Origin of the sequence: uncultured Aquimarina sp., from assembly GCF_947492405.1 — a bacterium.
GTDB lineage: Bacteria > Bacteroidota > Bacteroidia > Flavobacteriales > Flavobacteriaceae > Aquimarina.
Genome location: NZ_CANLMP010000005.1, coordinates 230,490 through 243,307 on the forward strand (window position 1 = coordinate 230,490; position 12,818 = coordinate 243,307).

The window sequence follows — 12,818 nt, forward strand, 5'->3', positions numbered from 1 at the left end:
TAGATTAAAGGTTCGTTAGTAATCTTTAGCTCTTTTTTTGTAACACCTTAGCGCTTCGTTAAGGTGTTATTTTTAATAACAACTAAATATATGTGATTGGGATTATATTATTTCATAATTTAATCTTTTTAAACTTGAATAATTTTTATGGAAGCTTTATTGTCTTTGATTTCGAAATGTGATGAATGTGCTGCTCAATTAGCATTAGGCCCCAGGCCTATTGTTTCTGCTGGTGTTAATAGTAAAATTATCATCATAGGACAAGCTCCTGGAAGTGTTGTGCATATGTCGGGAATTCCCTGGGATGATAAAAGCGGCGAAAACTTAAGAGCTTGGATGGGGATTAATAAAGAAACTTTTTATAATCCAGAAATAATTGCTCTTATACCTATGGGATTTTGCTATCCAGGAAAAGGTAAATCTGGAGATTTACCTCCAACAAAAGCATGCGCTCCCTTATGGCATCAAAAATTATTGGATAAAATAAAAGATGTAGAGCTTATCTTATTAATCGGTACCTATGCTCAAAAATATTATCTAGGAGATCGATTAAAGCGTACTCTTACAGATACTGTAAAAAACTATAACGAATATCTACCAAATCATTTTGTTTTGCCACATCCATCTCCAAGAAACAACATTTGGCAAGCAAAAAATGAATGGTTTAAAAAAGAAGTCATTCCGCAGTTACAACATAGTGTTCAATCTATTCTTAAAGAGTAATGAATGTAGTCCATTGTGTATTAAGAGAAAGGCTATAAAAGCGTCAATTCGATTTTAACACAATAAAATGGAGATAAAATGTACTTCGACAAGCTCAATAGAGCTATCGAGAATAGCTTTTTACCAACAATCCTATTCTCGATACATCAGACTAATGCGGACACTACCATTGGACGTATTTTATAATTAACTGTTTATCCTGTGTTTAAAAACAATCTCTAATTCATCCTTTTTCATTTTCTTTGCGGTGCATTCCTCTCGCTACACTCGTCGGATGCAGACAGAAAACGAAACAAAAGAAAAGGCGGTTTTTTCAAAGCACCGCTTTGGAACGACAAATTCCTACGCTAGATAAAATTTTATCTCAAGCCTCGAATAGACGGGTTTTAGTAAAAAACAAATTATAAATGCACAACAGGTAAACATAATCTTTTTATAAATACCTTTCTTTTATAATATCCATATGCCAGATATCGTGGCCAATAATAGTAAAAGCTGCTGCTCTAGCAGACATATTACCTCCGTTAGCATTACCAATACATGTCAAATCATCTTCAGTTATACTTTCTAGAAGTGAAATAGAACTTTGTCGAACTATCTTAAACTCGCTTAACAAAGAATCCATTGATTTATGATTTGCTCCGGAAGGTTCTATATAGATATTTTGATCAAATCCTGCTAAAGAAGTGGTATCTTTTCTGGCGATCCGAAAACATCTATACATAAAAATCCTTTCTGTATCAATAAGATGCTGAAGGATTTCCTTTATGCTCCATTTTTTATCTTCATAACGATACAATGTTTTTGTATCAGGAATAGCCTCAAAAAATTGAACAACATTTTTCATCCCTTGTTTAAAACCATTTATAAGTTCTAATTCTATCGACAACTTATTAATATATCGTCCGTAATATTTGTCATACTCCTTCGTATCCAAATCAGTAATTTTCATTTCTTATATATTTAGTGTACACAATATTATTACTTCTTATGAATTGAGTTGTAGTCCAGTTTTAAGATAACCGAGATTCCAGTGCTATTATTTTTTTATATTTTTTAGTATATTTTTATATAGAAATGTCAAGATTCAGTAAAACACAGTTAACGATTTTTTTAGTTGCAGCCATTGTAATGATAATTGGGATAATTACCGGTTGGTATTTTTTTATTTTCTTAGTTATTCCTATTGGATTTCTTTTTCGTAAAAAAGATTAACAGATTAAAAAATAATGCATTTAATTCGTTAAAAAACTGATGTAATCATAACATTTAGCAGGAAAATTTCTGTTTGCTGAAAATGAGTATAACGAACATTTATGTTTCTATCAACTTATGTCATAGATTAGCGGAGTTAAATGTTAATTTTTTTTTTATATTTACCGCAAAAGTGTTTAAATAACTATTAAATAGTTTCATCTTAATTTAAAGTATTTGTAGTTTTAATCAAACATTTTTACGTTTATAATAAATATTGAGTTATGGAATTAATGGAGAAAGCACGTGAGTTTGAGAGTAGAAGTATGAGCAATATGTCCACTAGTGATAGAGTTGAAGCATCTAGAGAAGCAAAAGACCTAGTTTTGAGTCTTAATGAAATCTACAAACAAAATAAGGATCCTGAAATCATGGAAATGATGAAGATCATTACTGCTAAAAAACAAAAAATCGAAAAAAGGCTAAAGGGTAGACCTGAAGTTTAAAAAAGTTTACTAATAGATAAGCAGAATACTGTTTATTTATTAAACATCAAAAACATATTCGTTTCTTTTATTCAGGAATCGTAAAGTAAAAGGTTGTTCCTTTTCCTTCTTCTGATTCTAACCAGATTTCGCCACTGTGTGATTCCACAATTTTCTTACAGTGTGCTAAACCGATTCCTGTACCCTGATATTTCTCTCTGGAATGCAATCTTTGGAAGATATCGAATATTCTATTTTTATGAATTTCGGGGATTCCTATTCCATTATCCTTTATAGAGAACTCCCAATACTTTTTGGATTCGTCATCTGTTCTGTTTTTCTGAACCGCATCGACATAAATTTCTGGGATCGTATTTTCATTGGTAAATTTAATTCCGTTGCTCACCAGATTTTGTAATAATAATCGTAACTCAATTGGATTGCCTTTTACAGTAGGCAGGTTATCAGCCTGTATTTTTGCCTTTGTTCTTTCCAGTATGTTTTTAAAATCTGCCTTTAATTCATTTAAGATTTTATTCATGTTTACATCAGAAAAATCTTTGGTCCTTCCTAATCTGGAGTATTCTAACAATGAATCAATAAGTTTTTTCATTCGTATGCTGGCGTCTTTAATGAACTTTAGACTTTCTTTTCCTACTTCATCAAAACTGTCCCCATAATCTTCTGCTATCAATCCTATAAAACTCGATATCGTATTTAACGGTTCTTGCAAATCATGACTTGCTATATATGCAAATTGTTCTAACTCTTTATTTTTAGATTCTAATATTAATGATTGGTCGTATATCTCTTTATTTTTTTCTTTTAATTCTGAGTTAAGTCTCTTTTTATTTAGATAATTTCTATAAATAAAGAACCCTACAGTCAACACTAATACTATCAAAGCTATCAAAGACCAATTAATCGTTTTTTGATCCTCAATTTCTGAACGCTGCTGTCCTAGTATTGTTTCCTGTTGTCTAATTTGATCATTTTGCTGATCTAAGAATTCCTGTTGCTTTTTGATTTCTTCTGAGCTAACTTTAATCTTTTCTTCCTGGATTTTAATAAATGTTAGCTGTTCCTGAATGTTCTTTTCTAATTCTTTTTCTATCAGCAGTTTTTCTTCATATTTCTTTTCCTGAATTTTACTTTCGCTTGATAATTCTTCTATCCATTTATTTCGCTCACTGATACTCTCTTTTATAGTATCTATTGCTTTTTCTTGATTAAGTATCTTTTCTTCCTGTTGTTTAATTCGCTCTTCCCTATCTTTAATAGCTGCTTTTTGTTCTTCATTTTCGTCCAATGCTTTTTCTAAGGAATCTTCTGTGGATTTAAACAGGTCTATCCATTTCTGAGCAGAAGTTATTGCATACTGTTTTAATGAAGGTGCTATTACAAAACCTTCACTCTTAATTCTATCTTCGTTGATTTCATACTCGAATGAATTACCTACGTTAACCATATTAACCATAGAGGCATTAAAGTTATAATCTTCGGTTACGAGTAGAATGTTTTTTTCTGAAATTTTACTTAGAATATAATTAACATCGTAATTATATTTATTGTTAACATATAGTAAGTGTATATCCTTAATATTTTTTACAAACTGAAAACGAATAATTTCTACAGGCTTACCAGAAATATTACGTTTTTGAGCCATTGATTTCAGGTCTATAATTGTTCGATCGGGACCCAAAACTCCAATTTTAAAAGTACTCGCCTGATCTATATTAGGCCATCCTACTTGTTGAGCAAAATTATAAATAAATATTGCCCGCTGAACTCTTTTTACCTCTTCAGAACTGGTATCTTGACTCCAAACATTTCCTAAACTAAACAAAGCAGAAAGCATAAGTAACGTAATTGAAATATACGACTTACAACATGGTTTATGTGAAGTTTTGTAATAATGTTTAATCATAATCGTAACAATAATCGAAGATAATAATTAGCTCCATTTACTCCGAATTGCTGAACTCTTCTACTATAGATAAAATTACCGTTACTAGTATTTGCAGAATGTCTATGCTCATCAGGGAATACATTAAAAATATTATTCCCTCCTAAAGTACATTTCACATAATCATTAATCTGATATGAAATCGCCAAATCTGTAGTAAACTTAGGAGAAAAGGTTTGATCACGAGATTCGATTGTTCCTGTAAATTCATTTAATACCCAATTAGCTTGATCTCCATCGTCTGGATGAATAAATTGTACTTCTCCAAATAGTGTATTTACCATCTGTAAACGAAATTTATCAAATTCATAAGATACTAAAGAATTTACTTTATAATTAGGCTGTGCAGATTCTACACGAGCAATCTCTTCTCTATTAAACAATACATCTTCTTGTCCTACAAGAGAAGGAGAAACTTTAATACGACCTTTAACCTTAGTATTTGTAATATTAGCTCCTAAAGTTGCGTCTAATTTGCCTGTACCAATAGTGGTTTTATATACTAGACCTATATCAGCTCCTGATGTTCTGGAATCAATGGCGTTTGTAAAAAACTGTGCCGCTCCCACACCAAAAGGTTCTAAAATCGTTTCGTATCCTTCTGCAAATCTACCAGAAAGTACAATTCTATCATCTATATGGATTGAATAATAATCAAATGTAAATGTAAAATTTTCATTTAGCTTTCCACTGACTCCTGCGCTAAAGTGCTTTGATAGTTCTGGCTTTAATTTTTCTATTCCAAAACCTTCTGAACCAGTCGTAACTGCACTTTCGTTATTAAAAGTTCCAACCCGAAGACTTTCTCCATTTATAAACTGCGTACTTATATTCTGAAAGAATACCTGATGAAGTGATGGTGCCCTAAAACCTGTCGAGAATCCGGCACGAACACTAATCAGATCATTAATTCTATATCTACTAGATAGTTTCCAGATAGCCTGGCCACCAAAATCATTATAGGCTTCGTATCGCCCTGCGGCTTTTATTAATAATTTTTCTGATACATTAGTTTCTATATCTAAATACGCTGAACTATTAGTTCTAAAACGATTTAACTCATTTTCTGGTTGAAAACCAGGAAAAACCTGGGCTCCAGCTGCTCTAGGCAATTCTTCTCCCAACTCATTAAAATATGTGCTACCTCCATTTATAAATGAAGCCTCTTCACCAGCTATGATCTGGTAGTTTTCTACTCTGAGTTCAGCTCCAAATGCTATGTTCACACCATTAAGCCAATCAAAATTTTTAGAAATATCCAAATTGGTTGTATTCTGCTGATATTCAAAACCACCTGCATAAAAAGTTCTGGGAGAAGCTATACCTAATGAAGCATTATTAGAATTGTTAACTGTATAATCTAAGCTATTAATACCGATAGAATGGCTAAAATCTACATTCCATCCATTTTTAATTCCTTTAATTCCACCTGCAACGACATCATCCTGAATATCCGTTAATATTTGAGGGGAGAAACCATTGGGAAATAATTCTGGCACAACTCTATCCTGATTTTTTGGAAAACGATAAAAACCAGCTGCCACACCCTCTCTATAATTTCTTCCTCCTTGAAGGTAAAAGGTTGCACTATCCGACATTTTAATTTCTCCATTAAAGGCTAATGCAAGGTTTTGGGTTTCGGCACTTCCGATTTCCATAACTCTTCGTCCGGAATATCCTGTCTGGTTAAAGAAATTATTCTCTTGAATCAATTGTTCATCTTCTGCTAAATCATCTGTATAAACCGTTCCTGTATAATCTCCTGCTCTATTTACTGATTCTCTATCTCTATATTCTGCGGTTACATTTATGTATCCTTCTTTTCCTATTTTTAATCCAAAATTAGCAGCAGAATATGTAGTAAACCCATCACCTTCTGTAGTAATACCTACTCTATTATCTATACTAATAACTTCTGTTTGTTTCTTTAGTATTATATTGATTACACCTGCAATGGCATCAGACCCGTATTGCGAAGTTGCACCATCTCGTAATATCTCGATACGCTCTATAGAAGCAATTGGTATGGCATTAAAATCCGTACCAACAGTACCTCTACCTACTGTTCCGTTTACATTAAGTAAAGAACTATTATGCCTTCTTTTTCCATTGACTAAAACTAATACTTGATCAGGACCTAATCCCCTAAGTGTGGCTGGATCTATATGATCTGTACCGTCTGCAATGGTCTGATGAGTAGAATGAAATGAAGGAACTAAGTAATGCAAAATATGACTTAATTCAATTTGTGAAGAATTCGTAATCTCTTGTGGAGAAATGATATCTACCGGAGCAGTTGTTTTAAGAAGAGATCTAGGTTTTGCTCTGGAACCAAGAGAAATTGGTTGATCCATAGAAAATCCCGTTTCCAATATAAAATCTACCTCAGCAGTTTCCCCCACCTTAACTGATGTTGTTTTCGAAACTGAATTATACATCACAAATCCAGCAGTAATTACATACTCTCCTTCATCTACATTAAAAGTATAATTACCATTTACATCTGTGGTAGTCTTTTGATCAGTCCCTTCGATACTAACTCTTGCACCGGGTAAGTTACCAAATTGATCAGAAACATTACCTGAAATTATAGCTCTAGACTGAGATGAAACTATTTGACAAAAACAAAAAAATAATACATAGGCGATACAGGATGTAAACTCCAATCTAACCATAAGGGGTAATTTTAAATTTATTTCCTATTAAAAATGCGTGTGCGCTTAAATTATCTTAGCAAGATAATTAATAAAAAATCAAAAATTTTCTTAAAAGAGGTATTCTTTTCTAAATAAATCAGAGAATTTGATTTATTCTATTAAAGTTAATTCTTCATTAAAATACTCCATCACTATAGTATCTATAATCACTCTAGAAAGCATTTTTCCTTTAAAACCTTTAATCTCGGGAATTGAATTTACTATTGCCTTATCTTCTTCTAGTAATTCTGTACCAAGCATTAAAAAAATATTCGTTTTTTTAAATACATTTTCTAGTTTCTGAAATTCAGATAAAAACTCCCAACCATTCATTACGGGCATATTAATATCTAAAAATATTATTTCCGGTATAACTCCAGACTTAATAATTTCTAGTGCTTCCAAACCATTTTTAGCTACTATTACTTCATCGATATAGCCTGTTTTTGAAAGTATTATTTTATTAAAAAAAATAGTGGCCTCACTATCATCTACTAAAAGTACTTTTGTTATTGTTTTCATATAAAAGGGTTTTTAAAAAAAGTGCTTTTCTATTACATTATTTAACAATGGGAATGATAATGGTTTATTAATAAGGTCATTTACCAAATAATTAGCCTTAGAGTTTTCTATGTCTTTAACATCAGAAGAAGTGGTTAATATTATTACTTTAATGTTTCTAATAACTGCGCGGTTTAACTTTGAGTATTCTATCAAAAATTCCCAACCATTCATAGCTGGCATATTAAGATCCAAAAAAATCAAATTTGGTTTTAATTCAATTCCTTTTTCTACATTTAGTAAATATTTTAAAGCAGCTTCTCCGCTTTGTTTTACTTGTATGTTGGTAAAATTTCTATGTTTCGATAATACCATACTATTATAAAAGTTTGTAGGTCTATCGTCGTCTATTAACAAAACGCAGTTAACTAAATTATTCATAATATATTCTTGTTGGTGCACCAAAAAAAATACATAACAATAAAAAAGTAATAATACGATACGATTTTAGCTACTTACTTTACGGTTAAACGCAAAAAAAACCGATAAAGTGTGTTTTGTTTATAAAAATGGTAGTTTTTACACCTTTTTAAAGCATAAAAGTTAAACAAAAGGGTTACTTAATTTTTAATTTAAGGATTCGTCGAAATATTTAGATACTATTTCTAAAACAATTTCTTTGGATAACATCTTTTCTCTAAATTCGGTCACTTGAGGAAAGGATTTTAGAGTTTTTTCTTCTTCTTCACTTAATTTAGCACCTATCATCACTACGATTTTTGAGTTTTTATCAGTAGCTGATAATTGATTATGATGTTCTAGAAATTCCCAGCCATTCATCACAGGCATATTTAAATCTAAAAATATTATTTCAGGAATTGTATCAGATTGTAGATGTTGCAAGGCGCTACTGCCGTTAGTGGCTATAAGTACTTCCTCTACACAGTCTGCTTTTTGGATAATGGTTTTATTAAAAAAATTAGTCGAATTACTATCATCAACAAGAAGAAAACGTTTTAACCTAGCCATTTTAAAAAATATACTTTATTAAACTAGTACACACTAGTAATCTTACAAACTACTAACTTTACTTTTCGAAAAATGTTTTTCAATAACGTTATCTAGTAAATCTAACGATAACGGTTTATTTATAAAATCATCTACAGAGTGATTTTTTATTGATTCATTAACATCATCAGGATTAGAAGATGTGGACAACAAAATTACTTTAATTCCCTCTGTGGTTCTTTTATCCAATTTAGCAAATTCTATCAGAAACTCCCATCCATTCATGGCTGGCATATTGATATCCAGAAAAATAAGATCTGGTTTCATTGCTGTTTGGTTTTTTACATTAGTCAAATATTCTAGTGCAGCTTTCCCACTCTGCACTGTATTTATATTATCAAAACTATTGTGTTTGGTTACTACTCTTTCATTAAAGAAATTTGTAGCCTTATCATCATCGATTAGCAGAACACAAGTGACTGATTTCCCCATAAAATTTTCCAATTACATTCAAAAGAACTAAACTTATTTGACATATACATCATAAAACCAGACTTTCCAGAACACTTTTCGTTCAAAAACCTAATTTAAACGACCAAATAACATTAAATGTTTTACCGTATCTAAATTACGGAAATAAAGCATCAAAAAAACTTCACTTTCAAAATTGAGAATCGTTTAACAGACTTCTATTAAAAATAAATGTATTTTTGATTCAATTCAGACAGTTATTTGTCAATAACATTTGTAAGGGATTTATGCTTGACAAAATAAAAAACAGGTGCAGAGCCACCACATTACATTATTCAATATTTAAAAATACTAATGCTATTCCATCTGATGACTGGAATAGCATAAATACTGAAAATAATCTTTTTCTTACATTAGATTATCTTAATACGCTAGAGAATACGCTATCAGAAACTATAGGATTTAGATATATCGTGTTTTATGATCAAAACGAACCGGTCAGTATTGCCGTGACCCAGCTTATTACATTTAACACAGAAGATCTGAAATTTCAGGAATTTCCTTGCAGAATAAGCGATGCTATCAAAAATACTTTCATGAAAAGTATGGATGTTAGAGTATTGGTTTGTGGGAACCTATTTTCTTGTGGAGAACATGGTTTTTTGTACTCTGATAAGATTAGTGCAAAGGAAGCTTTTGAAAACTTATCTGATGCATTACGAGAAATCAGAAAAACGGAAAGGTCTGATAAACCTTCTTTTATTTTACTAAAAGAATTCTGGCCGACGTCTTTTGATAAAAGTGATTATATTAAAGATCAGAAATTCAGAGAATTTAGGATCGATGTAAATATGGTGTTACCATTACACCCGAACTGGAATAATTTTGAGGATTACTTAGGTAGTATGAAGACAAAGTTTAGAACCAGAGCGAAAAAAGTTTTCAAAAAATCTTCTGATATACTAGTCCAAGACTTTACTGCTGAAGATATAGATAATTATAAAGATGCAATTGACAAACTGTATCTATCCGTATTGGATAAAGCTGATTTTAAAATAGGAAAATTAGATGCTATCACATTTAGAAATCTAAAAAAAAGAATTCAAAATTTATTTATTTTTAAGGCATATTTTCTAGATAATAAGCTGGTTGGCTTTACCACCTCTTTTATTCTAAACAATGTTGTAGAGGCAAATCATATCGGAATCGATTATACCTATAACAAATCACATAATATTTATCAAAGAATGTTATATGATTATGTTGATTTAGCGATTGAAAAGAACGTTAAGGAACTACGTTTGGGTAGAACGGCAGAGATTATTAAAAGTTGTGTCGGCGCCAAGCCAGTCGAAATGAAATTATACGTTCGCCATGGAAACTCTATTTCTAATAAACTATTAAAACCTTTGGTAGAATTTATTTCTCCAAGCGATTATGAAGTTCGAAATCCGTTTAAACTTCAATTAGGTTAGTCTATGGATTCATTAACTCAAATTGTACTTGGTGCTGCAGTAGGCGAAGCTGTAATAGGAAAAAAAGTCGGTAATAAGGCTATTCTATGGGGTGCTATTGCGGGAACGATTCCTGACCTTGATGTAATCGCTAAATTATTTTTTGATAATGTCACTGCGAATGAATTACACAGGGGATTTTCGCATTCGATACTGTTTAGTATACTTATGGCTCCTATTCTAGGATGGTTGATTGCTAAACTATATAAAAATAAAGAAGCTGATTGGAAAGATTGGACTAAACTGATGTTTCTAGGACTCTTAACTCATCCAATTCTAGATGCGTTTACGACTTGGGGTACACAGTTATTCTGGCCTTTGGACTACAAAGTAGCTTTCAATAACATTTTTGTTGTGGATCCATTATATACGGTTCCTTTTTTGATACTTCTTATTATAGCTATGTTTTATAAAAGAACACATTCCAAAAGGCGAAAATTTAATAATCTTGGATTATATTTTAGTTCTACATATTTATTAATCACTCTTTTTTTACAACAAGGTGCAAAAGCTAATTTCATAGTTAACCTGGAGAATCAACACTTACAATACGAAAATATACAAACGCGCCCTACTCCACTTAATAGTATTTTATGGACCGCCAATATAGAAACTAAAGATTCATTTCTTATCGGTTATTATTCATTTCTTGATGAACCGGATATCATTGACTTTGCTGAGTTTCCTAAGAATCATCATTTATTAGAAGATTTAAAAAACAATCCTTTAATTCCGCGTCTTATTAAATTAACAGAGGGCTGGTATACTGTAGAAAAGGATGATGATAAAACTTATTTTAATGATCTAAGATTTGGTCAATTAGGAATGGGTGCAGATGCTAATCGTTTCGTATTTAGTTATGAGTTATATTATGATGAAAATGGTAATTTACAGGCTAAAGAACGAGAACGCGTGGTAGAGGATGCTACTCCAATGCTTAAAAAACTTTTTGCAAGAGTATTTGGAGATAAATCATAAAAAAAGGGTTCGAAATATCGAACCCTTTTTTTATGATTAGCAAAATATATTAGGTGAATTCACAAATTACGCCTCCCATTAGTGCTAGGCATACAATCCAATAACCAACATTTACTAATATATATTTAGCTCCTTTTCTTTCGAATAAAGCGTTAGTTCCCAATACAGGCAAAACAAAAAATATTCCAGCCATAGCTCCATGTAAAGCCCCGTGTTTAAATGTTCTAAAGTTAGTTCCGTACTTATTCATAAAATCCTGAGTATACTGATAGACCTCGGTACCTTCCTTTGCTAAATCTGGTTCATTCATCAAGGTTTGAAAAAAACCATTTTGATGTATCACCATAGTTGGAAGAGAAGAAGCTAACATAAGACTTAGAATAAATGAAACAATAAATATTATCGTCATATTACCGCCTTTTAAATCTTCTGCAGTAAATCCGCATGCATTCATCCATGCTGTTCCAAAAACTTTTGGATTATACCAGATAAATCCCAATACCATAGGGATAAATGCTGCCGCTACAACAATTAAAAAATTGAATTCCATATTAGTTAGTATTTAAAGTTGTTTCTCAAATATAACGAAAATCAATTTCATCAGATGCTACCAAACTAAATATGCTAGACGAAAAGAGAAGATTAATAATACGACTCCGGTAACTTTGAAAAAAATACTTAATCTATACTCTGAGATGAATTTTTTAAGTTTTTCTGAAAGAAATACCTTTAACAAATCTGTAGTTAAAATACCTGCTAAAACCGCTATCAAAAACATTGAAACCGATGTAGTATCTTCATATTTTTGTTGCCCATATTTAAATACTCCAATCCAAACAACAAACACGAAAGGATTAAAAAAATTTACACTAAAGCCTTTTATAAAAAATGTGCTCCATTTTTTAGAAACTACAGATAAATCCTTGGTAAGTATTGCCTTCTTAAACAGATAATTAATTCCCAATACAAAAAGAATACAACTTCCAATAATACCGATCCAAAATTGATTTTGTGTTGCAGTCATAAAAGAAGAAAGTCCATAATAACATAATGCAACACAGATAACATCACTTACTATAATGCCAATAGCAACCGATATTCCTGCTTTTATTCCATATTGAAAACTACTGTTAAGTAATAAAAAAAATACCGGACCAACGAATATGATCATCGCTACTCCAATACCAAAGCCTTCTATAAATGACATTTACAATGAATAATAATTATAGCTTTTGTAAATATATATATAATCACTGTTGTTTTATAACCTCTTTTTGATAAT

At 31.1% G+C, this 12,818-nt stretch carries 13 protein-coding genes; 4 read left to right on the plus strand and 9 right to left on the minus strand.

The window, feature by feature from the left end; translation table 11 throughout:
• Positions 1-147 precede the first annotated feature (147 nt).
• Complete coding sequence (locus Q0829_RS18535; RefSeq protein ID WP_298545921.1) at positions 148-723, plus strand: uracil-DNA glycosylase family protein; 576 nt, start codon at positions 148-150, stop codon at positions 721-723.
• A 433-nt stretch (positions 724-1,156) separates the two neighbouring features.
• On the opposite strand, the gene Q0829_RS18540 is transcribed toward Q0829_RS18535, so the two are convergent.
• Positions 1,157-1,675: a DinB family protein gene (locus tag Q0829_RS18540; protein WP_298545922.1), complete on the minus strand. Its 519-nt coding sequence runs from the start codon at positions 1,673-1,675 to the stop codon at positions 1,157-1,159.
• 526 nt (positions 1,676-2,201) lie between these two features.
• Here Q0829_RS18540 and Q0829_RS18545 point away from each other — a divergent pair.
• Entirely contained in the window at positions 2,202-2,423 is a 222-nt protein-coding gene (locus tag Q0829_RS18545) for a hypothetical protein (RefSeq protein WP_118457027.1), read from the plus strand.
• Positions 2,424-2,490: 67 nt separating this feature from the next.
• Here Q0829_RS18545 and Q0829_RS18550 read toward each other — a convergent pair whose 3' ends face one another.
• The 6 genes from Q0829_RS18550 to Q0829_RS18575 form a co-directional block, all read right to left on the minus strand.
• Positions 2,491-4,260, minus strand: a complete 1,770-nt coding sequence (locus Q0829_RS18550) for a YfiR/HmsC family protein (protein WP_298545923.1) — start codon at positions 4,258-4,260, stop codon at positions 2,491-2,493.
• A gap of 65 nt (positions 4,261-4,325) precedes the next feature.
• Positions 4,326-7,043, minus strand: a complete 2,718-nt coding sequence (locus Q0829_RS18555; protein WP_298545925.1) for a TonB-dependent receptor — start codon at positions 7,041-7,043, stop codon at positions 4,326-4,328.
• A gap of 132 nt (positions 7,044-7,175) precedes the next feature.
• Complete coding sequence (locus Q0829_RS18560) at positions 7,176-7,586, minus strand: response regulator (RefSeq protein WP_298545927.1); 411 nt, start codon at positions 7,584-7,586, stop codon at positions 7,176-7,178.
• 12 nt (positions 7,587-7,598) lie between these two features.
• Positions 7,599-8,006 carry a response regulator gene (locus tag Q0829_RS18565; RefSeq protein WP_298545929.1) on the minus strand — a complete coding sequence of 136 codons (408 nt, stop codon included), beginning with the start codon at positions 8,004-8,006 and terminating at the stop codon, positions 7,599-7,601.
• A 186-nt stretch (positions 8,007-8,192) separates the two neighbouring features.
• Positions 8,193-8,594, minus strand: coding sequence for a response regulator (locus tag Q0829_RS18570; RefSeq protein ID WP_298545930.1), 402 nt, complete (start codon positions 8,592-8,594; stop codon positions 8,193-8,195).
• 42 nt (positions 8,595-8,636) lie between these two features.
• Positions 8,637-9,065 carry a response regulator gene (locus tag Q0829_RS18575; RefSeq protein ID WP_298545931.1) on the minus strand — a complete coding sequence of 143 codons (429 nt, stop codon included), beginning with the start codon at positions 9,063-9,065 and terminating at the stop codon, positions 8,637-8,639.
• Positions 9,066-9,331: 266 nt separating this feature from the next.
• On the opposite strand from Q0829_RS18575, the gene Q0829_RS18580 reads away from it, so the two are divergent.
• Together Q0829_RS18580 and Q0829_RS18585 are read left to right on the plus strand one after the other, a co-directional pair.
• A complete protein-coding gene (locus tag Q0829_RS18580) occupies positions 9,332-10,519 on the plus strand; it encodes a hypothetical protein (protein ID WP_298545933.1) in 1,188 nt (395 codons plus the stop codon).
• 3 nt (positions 10,520-10,522) lie between these two features.
• On the plus strand, positions 10,523-11,536 hold the full coding sequence (locus Q0829_RS18585; RefSeq protein ID WP_298545935.1) for a metal-dependent hydrolase: 1,014 nt from the start codon (positions 10,523-10,525) through the stop codon (positions 11,534-11,536).
• Positions 11,537-11,585: 49 nt separating this feature from the next.
• Here Q0829_RS18585 and Q0829_RS18590 read toward each other — a convergent pair whose 3' ends face one another.
• A complete protein-coding gene (locus Q0829_RS18590) occupies positions 11,586-12,086 on the minus strand; it encodes a DUF1761 domain-containing protein (RefSeq protein ID WP_298545937.1) in 501 nt (166 codons plus the stop codon).
• 57 nt (positions 12,087-12,143) lie between these two features.
• On the minus strand, positions 12,144-12,743 hold the full coding sequence (locus tag Q0829_RS18595; RefSeq protein ID WP_298545939.1) for a LysE family transporter: 600 nt from the start codon (positions 12,741-12,743) through the stop codon (positions 12,144-12,146).
• Positions 12,744-12,818 lie beyond the last annotated feature (75 nt).

What these genes read in the sequence shown, in the direction of transcription:
- Q0829_RS18535 (WP_298545921.1), top strand. Translation starts at nt 148, where the DNA reads ATGGAAGCTTTATTGTCTTTGATTTCGAAATGTGATGAATGTGCTGCT.
- Q0829_RS18540 (WP_298545922.1), bottom strand. Translation starts at nt 1,675, where the DNA reads ATGAAAATTACTGATTTGGATACGAAGGAGTATGACAAATATTACGGA.
- Q0829_RS18545 (WP_118457027.1), top strand. Translation starts at nt 2,202, where the DNA reads ATGGAATTAATGGAGAAAGCACGTGAGTTTGAGAGTAGAAGTATGAGC.
- Q0829_RS18550 (WP_298545923.1), bottom strand. Translation starts at nt 4,260, where the DNA reads ATGCTTTCTGCTTTGTTTAGTTTAGGAAATGTTTGGAGTCAAGATACC.
- Q0829_RS18555 (WP_298545925.1), bottom strand. Translation starts at nt 7,043, where the DNA reads ATGGTTAGATTGGAGTTTACATCCTGTATCGCCTATGTATTATTTTTT.
- Q0829_RS18560 (WP_298545927.1), bottom strand. Translation starts at nt 7,586, where the DNA reads ATGAAAACAATAACAAAAGTACTTTTAGTAGATGATAGTGAGGCCACT.
- Q0829_RS18565 (WP_298545929.1), bottom strand. Translation starts at nt 8,006, where the DNA reads ATGAATAATTTAGTTAACTGCGTTTTGTTAATAGACGACGATAGACCT.
- Q0829_RS18570 (WP_298545930.1), bottom strand. Translation starts at nt 8,594, where the DNA reads ATGGCTAGGTTAAAACGTTTTCTTCTTGTTGATGATAGTAATTCGACT.
- Q0829_RS18575 (WP_298545931.1), bottom strand. Translation starts at nt 9,065, where the DNA reads ATGGGGAAATCAGTCACTTGTGTTCTGCTAATCGATGATGATAAGGCT.
- Q0829_RS18580 (WP_298545933.1), top strand. Translation starts at nt 9,332, where the DNA reads ATGCTTGACAAAATAAAAAACAGGTGCAGAGCCACCACATTACATTAT.
- Q0829_RS18585 (WP_298545935.1), top strand. Translation starts at nt 10,523, where the DNA reads ATGGATTCATTAACTCAAATTGTACTTGGTGCTGCAGTAGGCGAAGCT.
- Q0829_RS18590 (WP_298545937.1), bottom strand. Translation starts at nt 12,086, where the DNA reads ATGGAATTCAATTTTTTAATTGTTGTAGCGGCAGCATTTATCCCTATG.
- Q0829_RS18595 (WP_298545939.1), bottom strand. Translation starts at nt 12,743, where the DNA reads ATGTCATTTATAGAAGGCTTTGGTATTGGAGTAGCGATGATCATATTC.